Source organism: Pseudomonas laurylsulfativorans, from assembly GCF_002906155.1.
GTDB lineage: Bacteria > Pseudomonadota > Gammaproteobacteria > Pseudomonadales > Pseudomonadaceae > Aquipseudomonas > Aquipseudomonas laurylsulfativorans.
Genome location: NZ_MUJK01000001.1, coordinates 269,134 through 292,801 on the forward strand (window position 1 = coordinate 269,134; position 23,668 = coordinate 292,801).

Annotated in this window: 21 protein-coding genes; 12 read left to right on the plus strand and 9 right to left on the minus strand. The window is 61.1% G+C overall.

Annotated features, from left to right (window positions below; genetic code table 11):
* The first annotated feature begins 15 nt into the window (after positions 1-15).
* From B0D71_RS01225 to B0D71_RS01250, 6 genes are all read left to right on the plus strand, one after another.
* Positions 16-261 carry a 4Fe-4S dicluster domain-containing protein gene (locus B0D71_RS01225; RefSeq protein ID WP_003180418.1) on the plus strand — a complete coding sequence of 82 codons (246 nt, stop codon included), beginning with the start codon at positions 16-18 and terminating at the stop codon, positions 259-261.
* A 232-nt stretch (positions 262-493) separates the two neighbouring features.
* A complete protein-coding gene (locus B0D71_RS01230) occupies positions 494-1,897 on the plus strand; it encodes an ABC transporter substrate-binding protein (protein ID WP_103393109.1) in 1,404 nt (467 codons plus the stop codon).
* A 117-nt stretch (positions 1,898-2,014) separates the two neighbouring features.
* A complete protein-coding gene (locus B0D71_RS01235) occupies positions 2,015-2,797 on the plus strand; it encodes an ABC transporter permease (RefSeq protein WP_103393110.1) in 783 nt (260 codons plus the stop codon).
* Complete coding sequence (locus B0D71_RS01240) at positions 2,797-3,645, plus strand: ABC transporter ATP-binding protein (RefSeq protein ID WP_103393111.1); 849 nt, start codon at positions 2,797-2,799, stop codon at positions 3,643-3,645. The genes B0D71_RS01235 and B0D71_RS01240 overlap by 1 nt, the downstream gene beginning before the upstream one ends.
* Positions 3,642-4,604 carry a HEAT repeat domain-containing protein gene (locus B0D71_RS01245; RefSeq protein ID WP_103393112.1) on the plus strand — a complete coding sequence of 321 codons (963 nt, stop codon included), beginning with the start codon at positions 3,642-3,644 and terminating at the stop codon, positions 4,602-4,604. Before B0D71_RS01240 ends, B0D71_RS01245 begins: the two co-directional genes overlap by 4 nt.
* Positions 4,601-4,924: a DUF971 domain-containing protein gene (locus B0D71_RS01250; protein ID WP_103393113.1), complete on the plus strand. Its 324-nt coding sequence runs from the start codon at positions 4,601-4,603 to the stop codon at positions 4,922-4,924. The genes B0D71_RS01245 and B0D71_RS01250 overlap by 4 nt, the downstream gene beginning before the upstream one ends.
* Positions 4,925-4,973: 49 nt before the next feature.
* On the opposite strand, the gene B0D71_RS01255 is transcribed toward B0D71_RS01250, so the two are convergent.
* Both B0D71_RS01255 and B0D71_RS32145 read right to left on the minus strand, forming a co-directional pair.
* A complete protein-coding gene (locus B0D71_RS01255; RefSeq protein WP_103393114.1) occupies positions 4,974-5,693 on the minus strand; it encodes an ATP-binding cassette domain-containing protein in 720 nt (239 codons plus the stop codon).
* On the minus strand, positions 5,693-6,436 hold the full coding sequence (locus B0D71_RS32145; protein ID WP_103393115.1) for an ABC transporter permease: 744 nt from the start codon (positions 6,434-6,436) through the stop codon (positions 5,693-5,695). Before B0D71_RS32145 ends, B0D71_RS01255 begins: the two co-directional genes overlap by 1 nt.
* Before the next feature lie 668 nt (positions 6,437-7,104).
* On the opposite strand from B0D71_RS32145, the gene lexA reads away from it, so the two are divergent.
* The 4 genes from lexA to B0D71_RS01280 are packed head-to-tail and all read left to right on the plus strand — an operon-like array spanning position 7,105 to position 12,836.
* Complete coding sequence (lexA, locus tag B0D71_RS01265) at positions 7,105-7,722, plus strand: transcriptional repressor LexA (protein WP_103393116.1); 618 nt, start codon at positions 7,105-7,107, stop codon at positions 7,720-7,722.
* Positions 7,722-8,339, plus strand: coding sequence for a translesion DNA synthesis-associated protein ImuA (imuA, locus tag B0D71_RS01270; RefSeq protein ID WP_103393117.1), 618 nt, complete (start codon positions 7,722-7,724; stop codon positions 8,337-8,339). The genes lexA and imuA overlap by 1 nt, the downstream gene beginning before the upstream one ends.
* Before the next feature lie 7 nt (positions 8,340-8,346).
* Positions 8,347-9,762, plus strand: coding sequence for a Y-family DNA polymerase (locus tag B0D71_RS01275; protein ID WP_103393118.1), 1,416 nt, complete (start codon positions 8,347-8,349; stop codon positions 9,760-9,762).
* Complete coding sequence (locus tag B0D71_RS01280; RefSeq protein WP_205885956.1) at positions 9,738-12,836, plus strand: error-prone DNA polymerase; 3,099 nt, start codon at positions 9,738-9,740, stop codon at positions 12,834-12,836. The genes B0D71_RS01275 and B0D71_RS01280 overlap by 25 nt, the downstream gene beginning before the upstream one ends.
* A 184-nt stretch (positions 12,837-13,020) precedes the next feature.
* On the opposite strand, the gene B0D71_RS01290 is transcribed toward B0D71_RS01280, so the two are convergent.
* From B0D71_RS01290 to B0D71_RS01320, 7 genes are all read right to left on the minus strand, one after another.
* The gene (locus B0D71_RS01290) at positions 13,021-13,683 is read right to left on the minus strand and encodes a flavin reductase family protein (protein WP_103393120.1); all 663 of its coding nucleotides are present in this window, start codon (positions 13,681-13,683) and stop codon (positions 13,021-13,023) included.
* Between the two features lie 12 nt (positions 13,684-13,695).
* Positions 13,696-15,183: an amidohydrolase family protein gene (locus tag B0D71_RS01295; protein ID WP_103393121.1), complete on the minus strand. Its 1,488-nt coding sequence runs from the start codon at positions 15,181-15,183 to the stop codon at positions 13,696-13,698.
* Positions 15,180-16,376, minus strand: a complete 1,197-nt coding sequence (locus tag B0D71_RS01300; RefSeq protein ID WP_103393122.1) for an amidohydrolase family protein — start codon at positions 16,374-16,376, stop codon at positions 15,180-15,182. Before B0D71_RS01300 ends, B0D71_RS01295 begins: the two co-directional genes overlap by 4 nt.
* Positions 16,377-16,515: 139 nt before the next feature.
* Entirely contained in the window at positions 16,516-17,583 is a 1,068-nt protein-coding gene (locus B0D71_RS01305) for an extracellular solute-binding protein (protein ID WP_103393123.1), read from the minus strand.
* Positions 17,584-17,600: 17 nt separating this feature from the next.
* Positions 17,601-18,389 carry an ABC transporter permease gene (locus tag B0D71_RS01310; RefSeq protein ID WP_103393124.1) on the minus strand — a complete coding sequence of 263 codons (789 nt, stop codon included), beginning with the start codon at positions 18,387-18,389 and terminating at the stop codon, positions 17,601-17,603.
* Positions 18,386-19,303 (minus strand): ABC transporter permease, encoded by a 918-nt coding sequence (locus tag B0D71_RS01315; protein ID WP_103393125.1) that lies wholly within the window; start codon positions 19,301-19,303, stop codon positions 18,386-18,388. The genes B0D71_RS01310 and B0D71_RS01315 overlap by 4 nt, the downstream gene beginning before the upstream one ends.
* Before the next feature lies 1 nt (position 19,304).
* A complete protein-coding gene (locus tag B0D71_RS01320) occupies positions 19,305-20,390 on the minus strand; it encodes an ABC transporter ATP-binding protein (RefSeq protein WP_103393126.1) in 1,086 nt (361 codons plus the stop codon).
* A 140-nt stretch (positions 20,391-20,530) separates the two neighbouring features.
* On the opposite strand from B0D71_RS01320, the gene B0D71_RS01325 reads away from it, so the two are divergent.
* Both B0D71_RS01325 and B0D71_RS01330 read left to right on the plus strand, forming a co-directional pair.
* Positions 20,531-21,220 (plus strand): GntR family transcriptional regulator, encoded by a 690-nt coding sequence (locus B0D71_RS01325; RefSeq protein WP_007973313.1) that lies wholly within the window; start codon positions 20,531-20,533, stop codon positions 21,218-21,220.
* A gap of 225 nt (positions 21,221-21,445) precedes the next feature.
* Positions 21,446-23,557: a hybrid sensor histidine kinase/response regulator gene (locus B0D71_RS01330; protein ID WP_103393127.1), complete on the plus strand. Its 2,112-nt coding sequence runs from the start codon at positions 21,446-21,448 to the stop codon at positions 23,555-23,557.
* Positions 23,558-23,668 lie beyond the last annotated feature (111 nt).

Consider the following 23,668-nt stretch of genomic DNA (forward strand, 5'->3'; position numbering starts at 1 on the left):
AAAGAGAGACCGAACATGGCTTACCAACCCCAGGAAATCTTTTTCCGCTCCAACGCACCCGTCACGGTCGATGAGGACAAATGCATCGCCCACAAAGGCTGCACCGTGTGCGTCGACGTTTGCCCGATGGATCTGCTGGCGATCAACCCGGCCACGCAAAAGGCCTACATGGCCTTCGATGAATGCTGGTACTGCATGCCCTGTGAAAAGGACTGCCCGACAGGTGCCGTGAAAGTCGAGATCCCGTACCTGCTGCGGTAATTGCTTTTGTAGGAGCTGGCTTGCCAGCGAAGACGATTTCAAATTCACCCTCTCTGTAACTGACACACCGCTTTCGCCGGCAAGCCGGCTCCTACAGGTCGTGTGTTGAAAAAATTGCGTTAAAGCCATCCGGCCACCACCGGACGCCTGATTCAAGACACCCCTCGTTTCCCACCACGCCCTGATCGTGGCGGAGACGAACATCCTATAAATGATTCGAGGGGAAACATTCATGTTGCGTGCAACTTTGGCCGGTCTGGTACTGGCGTCATTCACTTTGTCGGCCTCGGCCGAAACCATCCGCATTGCCATCGGCACCCAGGACACCACCATCAACTGCGCCGCCGGCGGTCTGTTGATTCGCGAACTCGGGCTGCTGGACAAATACCTGCCCCACGACGGTCCCTACAAAGACGCCCAATACGACGTGCAGTGGAAAAACTTCACCAGCGGTGCACCGCTGACCAACGAGATGGTCGCCGGCAAACTCGACTTCGGCGCGATGGCCGATTTCCCCGGTGCGTTCAACGGCGTGGCGTTCGAAACCGCTGGCAAACACAGTCTGTTTATCAGCGTGCTGTCGGGCAGCACCAAGGGCAGCGGCAACGGCATCGTGGTGCCGAGTGCGTCGGGGGTGCAGTCATTGGCAGAGCTGAAGGGCAAGACCATTTCCGTGCCGTTCGCTTCCACTGCCCATGGCATGCTGCTGCGCGCCGTCGCGGCCCAGGGCTGGGACCCGCTCAAGGACGTCAACATCATCGCCCAGCCGCCGGAAGTCGCCGGCTCCGCGTTGCAGGCCGGCAAGATCGATGCTCACGCCGACTTCGTACCCTTCGCCGAACTGTTCCCCAGCCGTGGCTTCGCGCGCAAGATTTATGACGGCTCCCAGGCCAGCGCGCCGACCTTCCACGGTGCGCTGGTCGACCAGGCCTATGCGCAGAAGTACCCGGAAATCGTCGTCGCTTACCTGCGGGCGAGCATCGAAGCCAACCAGCTACTGGCGGCTGAGCCGGAGAAATACAGCGAATTGATCGCCAAGGTCACCGGGGTCGATGCCGAGGTCAATTACCTGTTCCACGGCCCCCTCGGCGTGCAGACCCGCGACCTGAGCTGGAAGCCGGAATACCGTCAGGCCGTGGGCACCGCCATCGATACCCTCAAGTTGTTGAAGAAGGCTGATCGCGGTCTCGATCTCAACCACTTCATCGACGACCAGTACATCCGCGCCGCCTTCAAGGCCGCACACCTGGACTACAGCGCGCAGCTTGCGGACTACAAGCAGACGCCGCTCAAGGCTGTCGATGCCGCCAGCGGCAAAGCCATCACCGACCTCAGCCACGTGGTGGAAATCTGGGTGCGCGGTGAGCCGAAAGTCCGTCAGTACGCCTCGGCGGAGTCGGCATTTAGCGCGCTGGCGGCCCTGAAGCAGGAAGGCAAAAACATCCGCGCGGTGTACGCCCAGGCCAGCGACAGCGGGATCAAGTTGCTCGCGGATCAGGCGTGGTTTGCCACCGATGGCAAAGGGCAACTGAGTGCGTTCCTGCTCAAGGGCCAGGCCCAGCAATTCGCCACGGCCCAGGGCGGCAAGGTCTTTGACTTTACCGATGCCACTACCCAGGCCGTGGCCACCCGCTAACCCTGTAGGAGCCGGCTTGCTGGCGATTGCTGACTGACATTCAACATTGATGTCGACTGACCCGCCGCTATCGCCAGCAAGCCGGCTCCTACGGGTTTTTGGTCGAGAGGAATAATTGTGTACCGATCCTATTCACGCTGGCTCCCCAGAGCCGCTTCACTGCTGCTCTGCCTGCTGTTCTGGCAACTCGCCGCCAGCCACCACTGGAACCTTGGCCTGGTGACCTTCGCCAACGTCCCGACACCCCTGGCGGTCATTGAAGCCGCCCTCGGCCTCGGCGACTCCGGCAAGCTCGCGCAGCACCTGGGCAGCAGTCTCGGTCGGGTATTCGCCGGTTACCTCGCGGCACTGATCATTGGCGTGGCGCTGGGCCTGGCCATCGGCCGCTCGAAATGGGCCGAGGATCTATTGCTGCCGCCCCTGGAAGTGCTGCGCCCGATCCCGGCCGTGGCATGGATTCCCCTGGCGATCCTGATGTTTCCCTCGTCGGAACTGTCGATGGTGTTCATCACCTTCACCGGCGCACTGTTCCCGATCCTGCTCAACACCGTGCACGGTGTCGAAGGCGTCGACCCACGGTTGATCGCCTCGGCGAAAAGCCTCGGGGCAGGGCGCCGGGCCATCCTGCTGGAGGTCATTCTTCCGGGCGCCGCGCCGAGCATCATCACGGGCCTGGCCATCGGCATGGGCACCTCGTGGTTCTGCTTGGTGACGGCGGAGATGATCTCCGGCCAATTCGGCATCGGCTATTACACCTGGGAGTCCTACACCCTCCAGAACTACGCCGACATTGTCGTCGGCATGCTACTGATCGGCGTGCTCGGCATGGGCAGCAGCCTGTTAATCAAACGCCTGGGCGGGTTGTTCACGCCTTGGCATCGCCCACGAGGAAAAGCCTGATGAGCGTTTTTCAACACTTGGAAGGGCGCATCGATATTCGTGGGCTGTCGATCAGCCTGGGCGAGGGGGCCGCGGCTTTCGAAGCGGTGCAGGGCCTCGATTGCCAGATCGAACCGGGCCAGTTCGTGTGCATTCTCGGGCCGTCCGGTTGCGGCAAATCGACCCTGCTCGGCGCCCTGGCCGGCCACCTGCAACCGCGCACCGGCACCTTGAATGTGGATGGCGCACCGGTTTTTGGGCCATCGCCGCAACGCGGCATGGTGTTCCAGCAGCACACCCTGTTTCCGTGGCGCACGGTGCGTGACAACGTGGCGTTCGGCTTGAAAATGCGTGGCGTCGGCAAGCTCGAACGGCACAAGGCGGCGGATGAAATCCTCGCCCTGGTGGGCCTTGAAGGTTTTGCCGGGCGCTGGCCCGATCAGCTTTCCGGCGGCATGCAGCAACGGGTGGAAATCGCCCGGGTGCTGGTCAATCGTCCCCGCCTGTTGCTGATGGACGAACCCTTCGGTGCCCTCGACGCCCTGACCCGATTGAACATGCAGGAACTGCTGCTGGACATCTGGACGCGCATCCGCACTACCGTGGTGTTTGTCACCCATGACATCGACGAAGCGCTGTTCCTCGCCGATCGCTTGCTGGTCATGAGCTCGCGTCCCGGCCGAATCATCGAAGACCTGCGCCTGGACTTCCCCAGGCCGCGCAGCACGGAGCTGGTGACCTGCCCTGAATTCTCGCATCTCAAGCGCCATTGCCTCGAACTCCTGCGGCACGAAGACGGTCGGCAATTGCCGCGCCTGAACCCGCTCGGACTTCCCCCTGAAAACAAACTGCCGCGATTTGCCCTATGACCTCACTATTCGATGTAACCGATAACGACGACATTCTTGCCCTGCAACCGCGCCTGACCGATGACGACCCTGGCGTACGCCGGATCGCGCTGATCGAACTGGCCGATCTCGAGGAGCCGGACGGCCTGCAGTGGTTGATCAATCGACTGGCCGAAGACCCGATTGCAGACGTTCGCGCCGAAGCCGCGCGGTTGCTGGAAGCCTGGGAGGACGAGCCCGTGGTCGAGGCGTTGTGCCAGGCGCTGACGGATCCATCCCCGGCGGTGCAGGTGGCCGCTGCGCAAAGCCTCAGCCTGCTCAAGAGCGAGGCGGCGGGCCGAGTCATTCTGCCGTGGACCGGGCACGCCGACAGCGGCGTGCGCATCGCTGCGTTCAGGGCGTTGCGCGAGTTGCGTTGCCCCGATGCCGCCGAAGCGGCTGCCCGGGCACTGGACGATGAGAGCGCCAGCGTGCGCCGCGAGGCGGTGGGCGTGCTCGGTTGGCTCAAGCAACTCGATGCCTTGCCGGCCCTGGCGCGGTTGGCCAGCGCTGACCCGGACACCGAGGTTCGTCGTGCCGCCACCGGGGCCTTGGGCCTGGCGTCTGACGCGCAGGTGCTGCCGGCCCTGCGCCAGGCCTTGCGCGACGCTGCCTGGCAAGTCCGCGAAGAAGCCGCCACCACCCTGGGCAAAGTCGGCCACCTCGATGCCGGCCCAGCCCTGATCGACGCCTTGGGCGACGATTACTGGCAAGTGCGCCTGCGCGCCACCCGCAGCCTCGGTCGCTTGCGTTTTGTACCGGCGCTCGAAGCGCTGATCGACACCCTCGGCCACCGCATCAGCAACCTGCGCAAGGAAGCCGCGCTGGCCCTCGGCGAATTGAACGACCCACAGGCCATTGCGGCACTGCAGGCCGCGCAGGACGACGGCGACCCTGAAGTACGCAAGGCCGTGCGCATTGCCTTGAGTCAACTGCAATGAATCCGCTGGCGGTGGGTAATTCACGGAGCAAACAACAGTTGCGACTGAACTGGCCGGATGGTCGCGAACAGGTGTTGGACCATGCCGAATTGCGTCGCCAGTGCCCGTGTTCGCAATGCCGGGCGTTTCGGTTGCAGGGGTTGACCCCGATGGTTGATGGGCGGGTTCGGGTCATTGAATTGCACCCGCAGGGGTATGGCCTGCAACTGGTGTTCAGCGATGGCCATGAGCGGGGGATTTATCCGTGGGCCTACCTGGCACAACTCACCCCTGTAGGAGCGAGCCTGCTCGCGATGGACGTGAACGATAAAGCGATGTAGTTGGAGGAATCGGTGCGCCTTGGCGGTGTTCGCGAGCAGTCGACCGGCTTTATGCTGTGAATACAGGTTCAGTAACGGCTCGGATAAACGCATCGTCCACAGTTTTTACGCCATACCGATGCATGAACTCACTACCATTGGCAAAGCGATTGAAGCGTTTCTGGCTAATCATGTAAAAATAATCACAATGGTTAATGACTTCATCAACATTGTGCGAGGAAACCAGAATAGCGGTGCCCTCACTGGCGGCGCCGCGTAGGCACTGCCAAATATAACGCCGAAACTCCGGATCTACACCGGCAGTCGGCTCGTCGAGAATCACGAAGTCTGCAGACATTGAAAGAAGAGAGAGCGTAAAGAGCCAGCGTGTCTCTCCGTAGCTGCATAGCGATGATTTTTTGTTCCATATGTCTTGATATCGATCAACTATTGCAGGGCTCCATGCACTTAGTTTTTTTAAGGTCTTATCCTGTGTCATCGGTTCGCTTGATGACAGCGCAGTCACCATTTTAAAGATGTCACGCATTCGCAGCGGTGGGGGAGTGCTGATGATTTGAGAAAGGTATAAAAAGTGACTGAAGTCGTTTTTTATGGAGCCAGACTTTGCTTTTTTAAGCTCGCAGACGATATCGAAAAAAGTTGTTTTCCCAGATCCGTTGGGCCCCAGAATGCCGACAATATCGCCTTGAGCAACCTCAAGTGATGCCTGGGTCAAGAGGGGGGTGTCTGTATAGGAGAAATCAATGCTCTGCGCCGTGAATTTTTTCATCAGTATCGGCTCCATACGGGGTTGATTCTTAGGTACTTGAATGTTTTGTGCAAGACTAAAATAAATAAAAGAATTATTGCTGTTGTGATGAGTTTGTTGGATTCAAGGCCCTGTTCCATTATTCGGCTTGCAAGTGTCAGTGGGTTTGCGAGGTTCAAAGCGTCGGTGATGGGGTTTGATCTGCTGGCACTCATTACTCCGAGGATTAACATGCAGAACGAAAAAATGGAAAGCAGAGTGTTCGAGTTCTGAAAATTGATCGGTAACAACGAGAACACAGCCCCGATCGCGCAAAACATGATAAAGCAGATGTAGAAGCGTAGCGCGATATTCAATAGTTCACTGAGGTCATAGTCTCCAAAGGGGAGTTTGGTCGTTAAGTAAAAGGTTGTGCAATAAGATATTGATATTAATGAGTAGGCTATGAAGTGCGATAGAAGAAAAATCAGTTTTGATTCTTTGGAGTAAATAAATGATCGGGTGAATCCGCTTTCCCTTCTTCCGATTATGTAAAAGGCGAATCCAAATAGTGCGACACTGGAAGAGATGTAGGCATAAAACCATGCTGAAGCAGTAATGTAATTGCTCGAAAAGTAGTTAGGGTCTTGCCTGGTTGCTGCAAAAAAATAGAACATCGCGCAAGGCGATATCATGATCCAGAAAAGGGCGATGGGTTCTTTTGATTGTTCTTTTATGAATATGGATGTCAGGGCAGAGGCTCTGGGTATAATATTTTTAGTCATTGAGTGGCGATTTTCCGTGTTTGTTGTTTTTATTTTTTTATGGAAGGTAGAGCCATTGGGCATTAAGTGGTGCTGTAAGTATTAGTTCATTTTAGTGATGGGTGCAAGCGAGGGGGTTTTGTGTTGTAGGGTTTTTCCTATGGGCTTTTAAGATGCGTCCTACATGATGTTAGGAGCCTTAATGGTTTTGTTTTGTTCTGGTGTGACTGGTTTCTAGCGTGGAACTGTGGAATTCCTTTTTGAAGCTGTATTTTAGTTTCGGTAAGCAAGAATGATCTTGCTATGTTGAGTAAGGTATTTCTGTAGGAGTAAGTGTGCGGTTTGTACTTTTTTATGGGGTTTTTATTTTTCCCAGATACTAATTTTTTAGAAAGTCGACGAACGGTAGGCCTTGCCTTTTTTGATCGTCCGTTTTGTTCGAATAAGGAGCGCAGGCTGGGGATTTATCCGTGGACTTATCTGGCACAACTCATACTTTGAGTCACTGAAATCTCCTGTGGGAGCGGGCTTGCTCGCGAAAGCGGTGGGTCATTCAACAACCATGTGGACTGAGACGACGGACTGACATTCAACATCGATGTTGACTGTGCTGGCCTCATCGCGAGCAATCGAGCGTCGACCGGCTGCTCCTACACGGTCCTTGCCAGAAAAAAGCCAAAAGAGTACAAATGTACTCCATGACGACTCTGACTCCCCGCCGTACCGCCATCCTGACCTTCATCCGCGATCGCATCGCCGAGCACGGTCAGCCTCCGAGCCTCGCTGAAATCAGCGAGGCGTTTGGTTTCGCCTCTCGCAGTGTGGCGCGCAAGCATGTGCTGGCGCTGACCGAAGCCGGTTTCATCGAGGTCAATCCCCATCAGGCCCGTGGCATTCGCTTGCTCGGGCAGCCGCCGCGTCCGGAGTTGCTGGACATCCCGGTGCTTGGCCGGGTGGCGGCCGGTGCGCCGATCGGTGTGGATGCGCAAGTCCATAGCCGTTTGCTGCTCGATCCGTCGATCTTCTCGCGGGTGCCGGACTACATGTTGCGGGTCCGGGGTGATTCGATGATCGGGGACGGCATTCTCGACGGCGATCTGGTGGGCGTGCACCGCAGCCCCGAGGCTGTTAATGGCCAGATCGTCGTGGCGCGGCTCGACGGCGAAGTCACCATCAAGCGTTTCGAGCGGGTCGGCGATGTGGTTCGCCTGCTGCCACGCAACCCGGCCTACCAGCCGATCATTGTGAACGCCGATCAGGACCTGGCCATCGAAGGCGTGTTCTGTGGCCTGGTGAGGCAAGGCTGATGGGTGCCGTCGTTGCGCTGGATACGCTGTTCAATGGCGGCCAGGTCTGGAAGGGCCGGCCTGCGCCACCGGCTGCCAGCCCGCAACCCACTGGGCATGCCGCGCTGGACGCCGCATTGCCCAGCGGTGGCTGGCCGGAGGCGGCGCTGACGGAAATCCTGTTGGCCGGGCAGGGCGTGGGCGAGTTGCAACTGGTGTGGCCGACACTGGCACGACTGTCGGCGGTGGGCGAGCGCATCGTGCTGGTGGCGCCGCCTTATGTGCCGTATCCCCACGCATGGCAGGGCGCCGGGGTCGATCTGCGTCAGTTGTCGATCATCCGGGCCAGCGAGCGCGATGCGCTGTGGGCCGCCGAACAATGCCTGCGTTCGGGCAGTTGCGGTGCGGTGCTGTGCTGGCCGCACAAGGCCGATGACCGCGCCTTGCGCCGCTTGCAGGTGGCGGCGGAAACCGGCCAGACCCTGGCCTTCGCCTACCGTCCTCTCAGTGAGGCGATCAACCCTTCGCCAGCGGCCCTGCGCATCGCCATCGATGCCCAACCGGCACAACTGCGGGTGCTCAAGTGCCGCGGCGGCCTGGCCCGTTCGGCGCCGATCGCCTTCGCCGTGGGGCATTGAGGTTGCCATGCGCTGGGTCTGCATTGTTTTCCCGCAATTGGCGCTGGACGCGGTACTGCGTCAGCGCGTCGATCCCGATGAACCCCTGGCGTTGTTGACCGGTCCGGCCCAGCGCCGGGTGCTGCAGGCGGTTAACGACGCGGCGCGGGCGCTGGGGTTGCGTCCCGGCCAGTCTATGAGTGCGGCACAGGCCTTGAGCAAAGGCTTTGCCACGGCTGAATACGACGCCGCTGACATCGAACACTGGCAGCAGTTTCTCGCCGCCTGGGCCTATCGCTTCAGTTCCCAGGTCAGCGTGCATTACCCCCGGGCCGTGGTGTTCGAGATCGAATCCAGCCTCGGCCTGTTTGGCGCCTGGCCGCAATTCGAAGCGCTTTTGCGTCGTGAGCTCGGCGAGCTGGGGTTTCGGCACCGCATCGTGGCTGCGCCCAACCCAGTGGCGGCGCGGGTGTTGGCCAATGCCTATGACGGTCTGGTGGTGCCGGATGATCAAGCCTTGCAGCATCACCTGGGGCAAATGCCGGTTGACCGGATCGGCCTCGAAGCATCGGTCGCCACGGCCTTGTCGCGCATGGGCTTGCGCACCTTGAGCCAGGTGCAGGCGTTGCCCCGGCAGAGCCTGGCCCGGCGTTTCGAGGCCCAGGTGCTCAAGCATCTGGATGCCCTGTTCGGTGTGCGACGGCTGGCGCTGGCGTTCTACCTGCCGCCGGACCGCTTCGATGTACGCATCGAGCTCAATTTCGATGTGCAGTCCCATCAGGCCTTGCTGTTCCCGTTGCGTCGATTGACCGGCGACCTGTCGGCGTTCCTCTGCGGTCGCGACAGCGGCGTTCAGCGTTTCGACCTGCATCTGGAACACGCCGGGTTGCCGGATACGCTCATCAAGGTGGGCCTGCTCAGCGCCGAGCGCGATCCGGCGATGCTCTTCGAACTGGCCCGGGGGCGGCTGGAGCAAGTCCAGGTCGAGGCACCGGTGCGCGGTTTTCGTCTGTGTGCCGAAGACCTGCCGACCTTCGTACCCCAACATCAGGAGCTGTTCGACGATCGCCCGCAGCAGTCCTTGCCCTGGGAGCAACTGCGCGAGCGCCTGCGTGCACGGCTGGGGGATGACGCGGTGCATGGCTTGCGCTTCCAGGCCGATCACCGCCCCGAGTGCGCGTGGCAGGCCCGTGCCGACAGCCAGCCTTGCGCGGTGCCAGCCGCGGTGAAGCGGCCGGGCTGGCTGCTGACTGAACCGCTGGCCGTGCATCAGGGCTCGGCGCGGATCCTCATGGGGCCGGAACGCATCGAGTCCGGTTGGTGGGACGGTGACGACGTACGCCGTGACTATTACCTGATCGAAACCCGTGCCGGTCAACAGGGTTGGGCCTACCGGGCGGTCGGTGAGGACGGCCCGTTGTGGTTGCAGGGTTGGTTCGCATGAGCATCGACTATGCCGAATTGCACTGCCTGTCGAACTTCAGCTTCCAGCGCGGTGCCTCCAGTGCCCTCGAACTGTTCCAGCGCGCGAAAAAGCAGGGTTATCACGCCCTGGCGATCACCGACGAATGCACCCTGGCGGGCATCGTGCGCGCCTGGCAAGCGGCGAAGTCCGTGGCGTTGCCGCTGATCATCGGCAGCGAAGTGCGCATCGAGAACGGTCCGAAACTGGTGCTGCTGGTGGAGAGCCTCGAGGGCTATCAGGCGCTGTGCCGATTGATCACCCGCGCCCGGCGCCGCACGCAGAAAGGCCAGTATCAGGTGCTGCGCGAAGATTTCAGCGAACCCTTGCCGGGGTTGCTGGCGTTGTGGGTACCGGACGCTGTCGATGCCTTTGAACAGGGCCGCTGGCTCAAGCAGGTCTTCGCCGAGCGCCTGTGGCTGGCGGTGCAGTTGCATCGCGGTCAGGACGATGCCCGGCGCCTGGACGACCTGCTGACACTGGCCAGGGAATTGCGCATTGCAGCCGTGGCCAGTGGTGATGTGCACATGCACGCCCGCGGCCGGCGCGCCTTGCAGGACACCATGACCGCGATCCGTCATCACCTGCCGGTGGCCGATGCCGGGTTGCGCCTGCACCCCAACGGAGAACGCCACCTGCGCAGCCTCGACGTGCTGCAGGCGCTTTATCCGCCAGCCTTGCTGGCAGAAACGCTGAACATCGCCCGGCGTTGCACCTTTGATCTTGGCCACTTGCGTTATCAATATCCCCGTGAACTGGTGCCGCAAGGGCACTCGGCCACCTCGTGGCTGCGTCATTTGACCGAGGAAGGCATCGAGTGGCGCTGGCCAAAAGGGCTGAAAAGCGAAGTGCTGGTGCAGATCGACAAGGAGCTGCAACTGATCGCGGAGCTGGGCTATGAAAGTTATTTCCTGACGGTCCACGACATCGTCCGCTTTGCCCGCCAACAACAGATTCTTTGTCAGGGGCGTGGTTCTGCCGCCAACTCGGCCGTGTGCTTCGCCCTGGGGATCACTGAAATCGATCCGGATCGCACCACGTTGCTGTTCGAGCGCTTTCTGTCCAAGGAACGCAACGAGCCGCCGGACATCGACGTCGATTTCGAGCATGAACGCCGCGAAGAAGTCTTGCAGTACGTGTTCCAGCGTTATGGTCGGGCCCGGGCTGCATTGACGGCGGTGGTCAGCACTTATCACGCCGCCGGTGCGGTACGGGATGTGGCCAAGGCTCTGGGCTTGCCGCCGGACCAGATCAACGCCCTGGCCGATTGTTGCGGTCACTGGAGCGATGAAACGCCCCCCGTTGAGCGCCTGCGTGAAGGTGGTTTTGACCCGCAGAGCCCGGTGCTGCACCGGGTGCTGAGCCTGACGGGGCAGTTGATCGGCTTCCCCCGGCATTTGTCGCAGCACCCCGGCGGTTTCGTGATTTCCGAGCAGCCGCTGGACAGTCTGGTACCGGTGGAAAATGCCGCCATGGCCGAGCGCACCATCATCCAGTGGGACAAGGATGACCTCGACGCAGTGGGCCTGCTCAAGGTCGATATCCTGGCGTTGGGCATGCTCAGCGCGATTCGCCGATGTTTCGATCTGCTGCGCCGGCACCGGGGGCTGGACTTGAGTCTGGCGACCATCCCGTCCGAAGATGCGGCCACCTACGAAATGATCGGTCGGGCCGACACTATCGGCGTGTTCCAGATCGAATCCCGGGCGCAGATGTCGATGCTGCCGAGGCTCAGGCCGAAGACGTTTTACGATCTGGTGATCGAGGTCGCCATCGTTCGACCGGGGCCGATCCAGGGCGGCATGGTGCACCCGTACCTGCGGCGACGGAACAAGGAAGAACCGGAGGTGTATCCGTCGCCGGAACTGGAAGTGGTGCTCAAGCGCACCCTTGGCGTGCCGCTGTTTCAGGAACAGGTGATGCAGATCGCCATCGTCGCCGCCGACTACAGCCCCGGCGAGGCCGACCAGCTACGCCGCTCCATGGCCGCGTGGAAACGCCACGGCGGGCTCGAACCGCACAAGGAACGGTTGGCTGCCGGGATGAAGAAAAACGGCTACACCGCCGAGTTCGCCGCGCAGATCTTCGAACAGATCAAGGGCTTTGGCAGCTACGGCTTCCCCGAGTCCCACGCGGCCAGTTTCGCCTTGTTGACCTACGCCAGTTGCTGGTTGAAATGCCATGAACCGGCGGCCTTCGCCTGTGCGCTGATCAACAGTTGGCCGATGGGGTTCTACAGCCCGGACCAGATTCTGCAGGACGTTCGGCGTCATCATTTGCAGGTTCGCCCGGTGGACGTGCGCGCCAGTGACTGGGATTGCAGCCTGGAGCAGACTGCCGGGGAGCAACCGGCGATTCGCTTGGGGCTGCGCATGATCAAGGGCTTTCGCGAGGACGATGCCCGACGCATCGAGGTGGCCCGTTCCAAAGGCGCGTTTGCCGACATCGCTGACCTTGGCGAACGGGCACGGCTTGATGCCCGTGCCCAGGAGCAACTGGCCGATGCCGGTGCGTTACGAGGCCTGGCCGGCGACCGGCATCGGGCGCGCTGGGAAGTGGCTGGGGTACAAAAGCAGTTGGGTCTGTTTGCCGGCCTGCCGAGCCAGGAAGAGGACGCGGTGGCGTTGCCCAAGCCCACCGTGGGCGAGGACCTGCAAGCCGATTACGCCAGTGTCGGCACCACCCTCGGGCCGCATCCGTTGGCCCTGTTGCGCAATGAGTTGAAGGCGCGGCGCTGCCGCAGTTCGAAGGAGTTGCTGGTCGTCGAGCACGGTCGACCGGTCAGCGTTGCCGGGCTGGTCACCGGCCGACAACGCCCGGCCACTGCCAGCGGTGTGACGTTCGTCACCCTTGAGGACGAGTTCGGCAACGTCAACGTGGTGGTGTGGCGTGACCTTGCCGAGCGACAGCGCAAGGTGCTGGTCGGCTCGCAGTTGCTCAAGGTCGATGGGCGCTGGGAGAAGGAGGGTGAGGTCCGGCATCTGATTGCCGGGCGCTTGAGTGACCTGAGTTCATTGCTCGATGGGATCACGGTGCGTAGCCGGGATTTTCACTGATCCACGGTGAAAGCTTTTGTGGCGAGGGGGCTTGCCCCCGTTGGGCTGCGGAGCAGCCCCCAAACCATTCACCGCAATAATTTCAGACACACTGCATTCACCGATTTTACGACGGCTTCGCCGCCGAACGGGGGCAAGCCCCCTCGCCACAAAAGCCGCTCCTACAGGGGTGTGTCATTGCGTGCTACTTGGCTAGTGGCCAAAACCGCTCCCCAGCCCCCGGCGCTTCCGTCCAGGCTTGCAACGAACGGGTCGGCAAATCGAAGTAGTCCCGTGTGCGCGCATAACCATGCCCGCCCATGCGCCCGATCGCATCCAGACCCAACTGATCGATGTACAGGGTTTTCGGGTCGATCAATTCGTCCCGCACATGAGCCATCAGCACTTCACCAAAGATGATCTCCCGGGATTGGCCGATGGACAGGGCCATCATCCGTCGACACTCCAGCGCCACCGGGGCTTCGCCGATGCGCGGGCATTTGACCGTGGTGCCGGGGATGGCGGTGAGGCCAGCGGCGGTCAGTTCATCGAAACCGGGCGCGAAGGGCACGGCGCAGACGTTCATGGCTTCCACCAGGGCATCGCTGACGATGTTCACGGTGAATTCCTGATTGAGCTGAATGTTGCGGGTGGTGTCCTTGGGGCTCAGGTCACCGTAGTTTTCCACGCCCAGGGCGAGGATGGGCGGATCGGCCGACAGTGCATTGAAAAAGCTGAATGGTGCCGCGTTGACCCGGCCTTCGCCGTCGACGGTGGTGACCAGGGCAATCGGCCGTGGCACGACGCTGCCGATCAGAATCTTGTATTTGTCCCGTGGGCTCAGTGTGCTGAAGTCGAAGCTGTGCATGGGCAGAGTCCTCTAAAGAAGGGGATCAATCGCGCTCAGTGGCGCCTGTGAGCTGTAGTCGTCGGCGAATGGGATGGCTGGCTGGAACAGGCTTTTCCAGTCCGGCCGGCCAAAGGCCCGGTCGCTGTGGCTGCGCATCAGTTTTTCGAATTGGCGTTGGGCCTGGCGTTGCAGGGCGGTGTAGTCAACGCCTTCGACCTGGCCGTCCTGCATCACGCAGCGGCCATCGATGTAGCTGGCGATGCAGTCGTCACCGCGACCGGCCAGAACGAGATTCTTCAGCGGATCGAATAGCGGCCCCAGGTGCATCCCCCGCAGGTTGAACACGGTGATGTCGGCCTTGCACCCTGGTGCCAGCCGGCCGAGATCGTCGCGGCCCAGTGCCTTGGCACCGCCGAGGGTCGCGGCGTTGTACAGGTCCAGCGTGCTGGTCAGATCGTTACCGCCCTCCATAAGGCGAGCGATGTTCAACCCTTGGCGCATGTTGTCCAGCAAATCCGCCGGCCAGGTGTCGGTGCCCAGGGCGAAGTTGATGCCCTTGGCCCGATAGCGTCCAAACGAGTTCAGCGCCTCGCCGTCCCTGGCAAACACCACCGGGCAATGCACCAGGCTGGCGCCGCCATCGACCACGCGTTGCAGGTCGTCATCGCCGCGGGTGTAAATGCCATGGGGCAACAGGCTGCGCGGGGTCAAAAGCCCAAGCAGCTGCAACCAGCCCAGTGGCGAGGTGCCACGCAGTTGCTCGACCATCGCCACTTCACCCAGGCCCTGGCAGCAATGCAAGCGCATCGGCGCGTTCAGTGCCCGACTCAGCGCGGCGGTGCGTTGCAGCAGCGCCGGCGTGCAGGTCTGGATGCGATCGGGCAGCAGCGCACCGCGAATCAGGCCGTTGTTCGCACCGTCGAAATCGTGGAAAAACCGTTCGGCGGCATCGAGTCCGGCCATGCCCCGGGTTTCGTCCCAGTGGTGCGCCAGGGTGCCATCGGCGCGCCAGTAACTCATGCCACTCATGTAGCAGGGGCCGAGGTAAGTGCGCAGTCCCAACTCGGCCGCCACACCGGCGACTGCCGCAAATTCGTCGTAGGTCTCGGCCCACTCGCGGTAGTACATCGAGGTGATCGGCATGGCCGTGGTGGTGCCGTTGCGGATCAGTTGGGTGAAGGCGTAGCGGTACTTGAAGACTTCTTCTTCGGGGTTGTAGCTTTCCCGCGATCCACGCGCCAGATACTGCGCCGACCACATCCGGCCCATGTCACGCTCGTCGCCGTTGTCCAGGGTCAGCACCGTGGAGTCGAGATCGCCAAGGGCATCCAGATCGATGAAGCCGGGGCCGATCAGCGCATTGCCGTAATCAATCCACTGATCTACCGGGCCCGGATAACCACGCCCGACAAACTCAATGCGCGGGCCTGCGAACACCACTTCGCCGTCGCGCCACAGCACATGCTGCTTGCCGTCGAAGCCGACCACGCAACTGGCTCGCAAGCCAATGCGCTTCACAGGCGGCTGTCCAGCAGACGACCACCCGCAGCGATCAGTTGGCCCGCGCGATAGACCTGACGCTGCGGCCGCGAAACGACAGCCTCACCCAAGGTTTGCACTGGCATCAGCAGGAAGTCCGCAGATTGACCGATTTCCAGGTGATTGGCTTGGCAACCCAGCGCCTGGGCGCCGTTGACGGTCGCGGCTTCGAATGCCGCCACCAGTTCTTCGTCCTTGCTCAGGTCGAAGCGGAACGCCAGCAGCATCGCCCGTTCCAGCATGTCGCCGTTGCCCATGGGCGACCAGGCATCACGAATGCCGTCTGAGCCCAGGCACACATTCACGCCGGTTTCGCGCAGGGCCAGGAACGGCGGCACCGCGCAATCGGCCGGTGCCGAACTCATTAACGAGATACCCAGAGCCGCCAGACGTTCGGCGACCGGTTTGACCTGGCTCCACGGCAGCATGCCGAGGCAGTAGGCGTGGCTGATCATCACCCGGCCCTGACGTCCAAAGCGCTCGGTGTAGTCGGCGATCAGCGCGATCTGCCAAAGACCCAGCTCACCCTTGTCGTGCAGGTGAATATCGACGCCTCGGTCGAATTCGCTGGCCAGTTTGAACACGAAATCCAGTTGCGCAATCGGGTCATTGTCGATGCCGCACGGGTCCAGTCCGCCGACGTTCTCCACGCCCAGGGCCATGGCTTCGCGCATCAGTTCGGCGGTGCCGGGGCGGCTGATCAGGCCGGTCTGGGGGAACACCACCAGTTGCAGGTCGATCAGGTCGCGGTAGTGTTCACGCAGTTGCTGCATGGCCTCGACATGGCGCAGGCCGAACTCCGGGTCGATGTCGACGTGGCAACGCATGGTCAGCGAGCCACGGGCGATGCAGTTTTCCAGCAGGGCGCCGGCGCGTTGTGCAATCGGCGTGGTGACTTCACGCAGGATGCGCCGTTCGTTGGCAATGTAGTCCTTGAGAGTCGGGCCGGCGCTGTTGGGGCGCCAGGGCTGGCCCCAGAGGGTTTTGTCCAAGTGGACGTGGCTTTCCACCAGGGCGGGGGTAAGCAGTTGGTTCTGGCCGTCGATGTCGGTGGCGAGCAGTTCGGTGGCCGAAGCCGGGCGGCGTTGGCTGAACCGGCCGTTTTCGATCAGCAGGTCCTCGGCGGGGGCGCCGTAGGGGCGCACGTTGCGCAGCCAGCGGGGTTGGGTCATACAAACCTCAAATTCAATGTTGTGTGGGAGGGCCTCTTCGCGAGCAGGCTCGCTCCCACAGTGGATCTTCGGCGTTCACAAAACCCCTGTGGGAGCGAGCCTGCTCGCGAAGGCCGCGACACGGTTTCAAGTCAGGCAATCAGCCCTTGAGCTTGGCCCAGATCCGGTCCTGCAGTTCGCGCGCCTTGTTGCTGCATTCCTTTTCCGGGCGCAGGCGCGAGGCGAACTCGTCGGGCATGTTGATGGCGTCCATCACCCGCCATTTGGCGTCGATCAGCTTGTCGCTCTGGATGCCGTTGTCGTAGGCGATGGCGTTGGACACGGCGGCGGCGTTTTCCGGTTTCATCATCCAGTCGATGAAGATCTTCGCGTTGCCGGGGTGTGGCGCGCTTTTCGGTACGGCGAAGTTGTCCTGGAACATCGCCAGGCCTTCCTTCGGATACACGTATTTGATGGTGCTCTTCTGCAAGGTGGCTCGCGCTGTAGAACCGTTCCAGTTCTGCATCATGATCACTTCACCGGAGGCCATGCGGTCGACGGTGTTGTCCGAGCTGTACATCTTCAGGAAGGGTTTCTGTTTTTGCAGCAGTTCGAGAATGCGCTTGGCGTCCTGCGGGTTTTCGCTGCATTCGTCGACATTCAGGTAATGGCTGGCGGCGTTGATCACGCTGCTGGAGGTGTCGAGGGCGGCGAGTTGGCCTTGCAGCTCTTTGCGTGGCTCGAAGAACTCTTTCCACGAGTCATCCAGTTTGCCGCCGGGCACTCGCGCGCTGTCATAGGAGAATCCGGTGGTGCCCCACAGGTACGGCGCCGAGAACTTGCGGCCGGGGTCGAAGCTCGGGTCGCGGAACGCCGGTTTGACGTACTGGAAGTTGGGCAGGGCCGAGGCGTCGATTTCCAGCAGCAGGTCCTGGTTGATCAGGGTGCGCATGATCGATTGCGACGGCACGATCACGTCATACGCGGCGCCGCCGGCCTGCAGCTTGGCCAGCAGGGTTTCGTTGCTGTCGTAGCCGTCCATGGTGACCTTGATCCCGGTCTCCTTTTCGAACTTGGCCAGCAGCTCGACCGGGTAGTAGTCGGTCCAGTTGTAGAAGAACAGCTCCTTGGGCTCGGCGGCCTGGGCGCCGAACGCAGTGAGTGCGGTGAAGCAACTCAAGGCCAGACCGGCAACGCGGAAACGCATGCTTTTCACTTTATTGCTCATAAAAGAAGTCTCCAGGCTCATTGTTGTTTGCCGCGCTGTCCCAGCCAGAAGGCCAGCACCACCAGCACGATGGAAATCACCAGCATCAGCGTTGAAATCGCGTTGATCTCCGGCGTAACGCCGGCCTTGATCGCCGAGAAGATGTACACCGGCAGGGTGGTCGAACCAGGACCTGCGACGAAGAAAGTCATGATGAAATCGTCGAGGCTGACCACGAATGCCAGCACCGAGCCGGACAGCACCGCCGGCCACAACAGCGGCAAGGTCACCCGGCGAAACACCTGCCACGGGTTGGCGTACAGGTCGTTCGCCGCTTCCAGCAGGCTCTTGTCCAGGTCGTTGAGCCGCGCACGAATCGGCAGGTAGGCAAAAGGAATGCAGAAACCGATGTGGGCGACGATCACGGTCAGCAGACCGAGCTTGATCCCCAGCGCCATGAACAGCAGCAGGGTGGCCACGGCCGTGACGATCTCCGGCAGGATCAGCGGCAGGTTGATCCCGCCCTCGACCATTTTCTGTCCGTAGAACGGCCGGTAAGTCGCCAGCGCCGCGAGCAGGGCAATCGCCGTGGCGCAGACTGTGGCGATGCTGGCGACGATGATCGAGTTCAGCGCGGCGGTCTGGATCGACGGGTTGGCCAGGATTCGCCCGTACCAGGCGAACGAAAATTCGGTCCACACCGTCGCCGAGCGGTTGGCGTTGAAGCTGTAGGCGATCAGCACGAAGATCGGCAGGTACAGATAGGCCAGGATCAACAGGCTGACTTCACGGGTCAGCGGCAGTTTCTTCAGGTGCAGGGCAATCATGCTTGGGCTCCTGGGCGTTGGGTCTTGGCGGCTTTGCGGCTATAGAGGGCGTAAAGCACCAGGGACAGCAACATGATCCCCAGCAACAGGAACGACAGCGAACTGCCCAGCGGCCAGTTGCGCGCGGTGCCGAATTGCTGCTGGATCAGGTTGCCGATCATCAGCGTCTTGCCGCCGCCGAGGATCGCCGGGGTAATGAAGGCACCCAGGCTCGGCACGAACACCAGCAATGCACCGGCAATCACCCCCGGCATCGACAGCGGCAGGATGATCCGGCGCAACGCGTGCCAGCGGTTGGCGCCCAGGTCGTAGGCCGCCTCAACCAGACGCCAGTCGAGTTTTTCCAGGGTCGAGTAGATCGGCAGGATCATGAACGGCAGAAAGCTGTAGACCAGCCCGACGCTGACCGCGAAGTCGTTGTAGAGCAGGGTGATGCCACCGGCCTGGGGGAACAGCGCATTGAGGCTCTGGGCGACCCAGCCGTGCTCGCGCAGGATGATCAGCCACGCGTAGTTGCGGATCAGCAGGTTGGTCCAGAACGGGATGGTGATCAGCAACACCATCAGGTTGCGCCGGCGCGGTGTAAGGCTCGACATCCACAACGCCACCGGGAAACCGAACAGGAAACACAGGACTGTGGTGCCGCCAGCCTGGAACACCGAGCGCAACAACGCTTGGGCGTAGACCCAGTTCAGCTCCAGTTCACCGTCGAAGCCTTCCTGGAAAAACAGTTGCACATAGCTTTGCAATTGCCAGTTGGCCTGCCAGTCGACGCCGCCATACACGTTGCGAGGCAACAGGCTGATGTAGCCCATGATGCCCAGCGGAATGGCGATCAGGGCCAGCAGGGTCAGAACCACCGGGCTGAGCAACAGCGCGCGGTTGAGGGCTGGGGAAGTGCTGCTGACGCTCATCTCAGGCCTCCATCAACAGGCAGGCGTGGGGCGGCAGGTGGACCGCGACGCGATCACCCACCACCCGGCCGTGGTTGAGGCCTTCGTTGTTCTCGCGCAGCATGACCTTGATGTCGTTGTTCAGGCGGCATTGGTAGAGCGTGGCCGTGCCGACATACAGCACGGCTTCGATCACACCGCGAAGATGATGTGGCTGTGTCGGCTCGACCAGTTGCGAGCGCTCCGGGCGGAACGCCAGTTGTACCTTGCTGCCGTCAAAGCCTTGGGCCGGGCAGGGGATTTCCACGGGCATGCCGTTGGGCACGAAAAGCTTTTCGTTCTGCTGGCCGCGCTTGAGGTGGCCGGGGAGGAAATTGATGTCGCCGATGAATTGCGCGACGAACTGGTGTTGCGGCCGCTCGTAGATCTCGTTGGGCGTGCCGATTTGCAGGATCTTGCCGGCGGACATCACGGCGATGCGATCAGAAAGGGTCAGCGCTTCTTCTTGGTCGTGGGTGACGAAAATGAAGGTGATCCCGGCTTCTTTCTGCACGCGCTTGAGTTCGACCTGCATTTCCTTGCGCAGCTTGAGGTCCAGGGCCGACAACGGTTCGTCCAGCAACAATACTTTGGGTTTCGGCGCCAGGGCCCGGGCCAGAGCCACCCGCTGCTGTTGGCCGCCGGACAGTTCAGCCGGTTTGCGCTTGGCCAGGTGCTGCATTTGCACCAGTGCGAGCATCTCATTGACGCGCTGGGGGATCAGTTTGCGATCAAGGCCCTGCATCTCGAGGCCGAAGGCGATATTCTGCGCAACACTCATGTGCGGAAACAGCGCGTAACTCTGGAACACCGTATTGACCCGACGCTTGAACGGCGGCAAATCGTTGACCGGCTCGCCCGCCAGGCGGATCTCACCCTCGCTGACGTGCTCGAAGCCGGCGATGGTGCGCAGCAGGGTGGTCTTGCCACAGCCGGAAGGGCCGAGGAGGGTGAAGAATTCGTTGTCGGCAATGTCGACCGAGACGTTGTCCAGAGCGGGAGCCAAGCCTGGATCGTCGGAATATCGTTTTGAAACGTTTCGCACTTCAATTGCAACTGGATGACCCATAATGGTGCATTCCTCTAATTATTGTATGCAAAATCTGGATGCAATTTAGAAATACCCGGATTAATCTGCCCGTGCAAGCCCCTTTTTCAATGGCTGTTCATTTGCCAGGGCTGTTTGCGCAGGGCGCCAGGAGTTGATGAATGACGGAAAAGAAACTGGAAACCACGGTCGACCGCGTCTACCAAGGGGTTTACGAGGCGATCAGCAAGCGTTCGTTGCGTCCGGGAATGAAGCTCGGCGAAGCTTCTTTGGCCGAGCTGTTCAATGTCAGCCGCACATCTGTACGGGCTGCGCTCAAGCAATTGGAAGCCGACGGACTGGTCACTACCGAGCCCAATAAAGGTGCGTCGGTGTCCTTGCCCAGTGACGAGGAGATCCGCTCGCTGTTCGAAACCCGGCGTCTGGTCGAGATCGGTATCGTCAGTGAACTGTGCCGCCGTCGCGATACGGCGGTAACCCAGGACCTGCGTGATCATTTGCTGCTCGAAGATGAAGCGCATCAAAGCGGCGACCACGAACGGCTGATTCACCTGCTCGGCGAGTTCCACATCAAACTGGCCCGCAGCCTGAACAACCCGGTACTGCTCGACTGGTTCCAGAAACTGATTTCCCGGGCGTCGCTGTATGCCGCCGCGCTGGATGACGACAGCCATGAAGCCTGTCGCGACGATGAACACCTGCGGCTGATCGAATACATCGAGGCGGGCAACCAGAGCGCGGCCATCGAGCTGACCTGCATGCACTTGAATGGTATCGAGAAGGCTATTCTGGATGTCGCCGCGACCCTGAAAAGCAGTTACAACCCGCTCAAGCACTTGATTGAGGTGTAAACCACAGTTTCATGGCCACTGAGATCAAACTGTAGGCGCGGGCTTTCCCGCGATAGCGGTGTTCCTGGCGCCATATTCTTTTGGTGTGCCGACACCTTCGCGGGCAAGCCCGCTCCTACTTGGGATCTCCAGTGGCCCGCAAGAATCAGCTATACCTCTATGAAACGAATCGCGTCCGAAATGCTCGAAACAAACGGGTGCAATTTACCGGGATAGAGCCAGCCGATGCAGTTTTTAGCGGATAGCCACGGGTGTGCCGGGTGGAGCGGCGAAATGGCCGGGCGCATTCGTGCGTTCGACTGGAGCCTGACCGAACTTGGCCCACTCGACACATGGTCGAAAAGCCTGAGCAGTGCTGTGCAGTTGATGCTCGCCTCGCCGTTGCCGATGGTGATGCTCTGGGGCCAGTCCGGGTACATGATCTACAACGACGCCTACTCGAAGTTTGCCGGTGGGCGTCATCCCTATCTGCTCGGCTCTGCTGTGGAGTTGGGCTGGCCCGAAGTCGCCGAATTCAATCGTAACGTGGTGGATACCTGCCTGGCGGGCGGCACCTTGTCCTATCGCAATAAAGTCCTGGTATTGCTGCGCGACGGCGTTCCCGAGGATGTCTGGCTCGACCTCTATTACAGCCCTGTGGCCGACGACGACGGGCGCCCGGCCGGGGTCATGGCCATGGTGGTGGAAACGACGGAGCGGGTGATATCCGAACGCCGGCGACAGGCGGCCGAAGACGCCTACCGCGCCGACAACGAACGGGTGCGTCTGGCGCTGAACGCCGGTGCCTTGCTCGGTTCCTTTGTCTGGGACATCAAGACCAATGTGCTGTCGGGCGATGAGCGCTTCGTCCGCACATTTTCCTATCCGCCCGGGCAAGATTTGCAAAACCTGTCCCAGGAAATCGCTGAAAGCCGGATCCATCCGGATGACCGTGGCTGGGTCCAGGAACGGGTCGCGATGTCGGTCGAGACAGGCGAACCCTACAACGTTGAGTACCGGGTCCGGCGCCCCGACGGCAGTTACCTCTGGGTGCTCGCCAGCGGATGTTGCGAGTTCGATGAGCAAGGCGAGGCGTTCCGTTTTCCCGGCGTGCTGATCGATATTCACGAACGCAAGACCGCCGAAGAGTCCCTGCTCAAGTTCACCCGCAACCTGGAGCAGCGGGTGGCCGATGAGGTCGAGGCGCGGCTGGCGGCGGAAGAGCAACTGCGCCAGTCACAGAAACTCGAAGCCATCGGCGGCCTCACTGGCGGTGTGGCCCATGACTTCAACAACCTGTTGCAAGTGATCGCCGGCAACCTGCACCTGCTCGCGCGCCATGAACCGGATAACGCCAATGTGCAGCGCCGGGTATCGGCGTCCATTGCTGCGGTGGAGCGTGGTGCCAAACTGTCCTCGCAATTGCTTGCCTTCGCCCGTCGCCAACCCTTGTCGCCCGCGGTCTTCACATTGCGGCAGATATTCGATGGCCTGGCGGAGCTGTTGCTGCGTGCCTTGGGTGAAACCCTCCAGGTACACATGACGGCACCCGAAGACTCGTGGAGTGTGTTTGTCGATCGCAACCAACTGGAAAACGCCATTCTCAATCTGGCGATCAATGCCCGTGACGCCCTTCAAGGCGAGGGCAGGATTGACCTTTGCGCGGAAAACATCGTCCTCGATCGCAGATTTTGCGCTGGCAAGGGCATTGCCGCCGGGGACTATGTGCGGGTGTCCGTGGCGGATACCGGCATCGGCATGCCGCCGCAGGTGCTGGCCCAGGCGTTCGAGCCGTTTTTCACCACCAAGGCCGACGGGCAGGGCACCGGATTGGGCTTGAGCATGGTCTTTGGCTTCGTCAAACAGAGTGGCGGTCATATCGAAATCGCCAGCGACGTCGGGCAGGGGACTCGGGTGCAGTTGTACTTCCCGCGCACCTTGCGCGCGGCTCCCAGTGAAACGCCGGCCCCTGATGTGTCGCAGCGGGGCGGGCACGAACGCATACTGGTAGTCGAAGACAACGAGGCCGTGCGGGTGTCGGTGGTGGAACTGTTGCGTGAAGAGGGCTATCAGATCCTCACGGCCACCAACGGTGACGTCGCCATGCAAATGTTGCTGGAAGGGCTGGCAGTGGACTTGATATTCACCGACGTGGTCATGCCAGGCCTGATCAAGAGCTCGGACCTTGCGGCTTGGGCGAAAGTGCAGGAACCACCGGTGGCTGTGCTGTTCACCTCGGGGCATACCCGCGACATCATCTCGCGCAATCACCAGCTCAGCCCCGACACCCACTTGCTGAGCAAGCCCTACAATCCCGAAGCTCTGAGGAAGATGGTGCGCACAGTGCTTAACGACTGAAACCGCTAGAGATGCCGGCGCAGGCAAAGGTTTTATCGCATTTGCGACAGGACGACGAACGGGCACCGCTGGTCTGACAGGTGGTCGACAGAACCGGCTAAGCAAGGCCAT

Excerpts from the sequence above, each read along its gene's own strand:
- B0D71_RS01225 (WP_003180418.1), top strand. The coding sequence starts at position 16 with ATGGCTTACCAACCCCAGGAAATCTTTTTCCGCTCCAACGCACCCGTC.
- B0D71_RS01230 (WP_103393109.1), top strand. The coding sequence starts at position 494 with ATGTTGCGTGCAACTTTGGCCGGTCTGGTACTGGCGTCATTCACTTTG.
- B0D71_RS01240 (WP_103393111.1), top strand. The coding sequence starts at position 2,797 with ATGAGCGTTTTTCAACACTTGGAAGGGCGCATCGATATTCGTGGGCTG.
- B0D71_RS01245 (WP_103393112.1), top strand. The coding sequence starts at position 3,642 with ATGACCTCACTATTCGATGTAACCGATAACGACGACATTCTTGCCCTG.
- B0D71_RS01250 (WP_103393113.1), top strand. The coding sequence starts at position 4,601 with ATGAATCCGCTGGCGGTGGGTAATTCACGGAGCAAACAACAGTTGCGA.
- B0D71_RS01255 (WP_103393114.1), bottom strand. The coding sequence starts at position 5,693 with ATGAAAAAATTCACGGCGCAGAGCATTGATTTCTCCTATACAGACACC.
- B0D71_RS32145 (WP_103393115.1), bottom strand. The coding sequence starts at position 6,436 with ATGACTAAAAATATTATACCCAGAGCCTCTGCCCTGACATCCATATTC.
- lexA (WP_103393116.1), top strand. The coding sequence starts at position 7,105 with ATGTACTCCATGACGACTCTGACTCCCCGCCGTACCGCCATCCTGACC.
- imuA (WP_103393117.1), top strand. The coding sequence starts at position 7,722 with ATGGGTGCCGTCGTTGCGCTGGATACGCTGTTCAATGGCGGCCAGGTC.
- B0D71_RS01275 (WP_103393118.1), top strand. The coding sequence starts at position 8,347 with ATGCGCTGGGTCTGCATTGTTTTCCCGCAATTGGCGCTGGACGCGGTA.
- B0D71_RS01290 (WP_103393120.1), bottom strand. The coding sequence starts at position 13,683 with ATGCACAGCTTCGACTTCAGCACACTGAGCCCACGGGACAAATACAAG.
- B0D71_RS01300 (WP_103393122.1), bottom strand. The coding sequence starts at position 16,376 with ATGACCCAACCCCGCTGGCTGCGCAACGTGCGCCCCTACGGCGCCCCC.
- B0D71_RS01305 (WP_103393123.1), bottom strand. The coding sequence starts at position 17,583 with ATGAGCAATAAAGTGAAAAGCATGCGTTTCCGCGTTGCCGGTCTGGCC.
- B0D71_RS01310 (WP_103393124.1), bottom strand. The coding sequence starts at position 18,389 with ATGATTGCCCTGCACCTGAAGAAACTGCCGCTGACCCGTGAAGTCAGC.
- B0D71_RS01315 (WP_103393125.1), bottom strand. The coding sequence starts at position 19,303 with ATGAGCGTCAGCAGCACTTCCCCAGCCCTCAACCGCGCGCTGTTGCTC.
- B0D71_RS01320 (WP_103393126.1), bottom strand. The coding sequence starts at position 20,390 with ATGGGTCATCCAGTTGCAATTGAAGTGCGAAACGTTTCAAAACGATAT.
- B0D71_RS01325 (WP_007973313.1), top strand. The coding sequence starts at position 20,531 with ATGACGGAAAAGAAACTGGAAACCACGGTCGACCGCGTCTACCAAGGG.
- B0D71_RS01330 (WP_103393127.1), top strand. The coding sequence starts at position 21,446 with ATGCAGTTTTTAGCGGATAGCCACGGGTGTGCCGGGTGGAGCGGCGAA.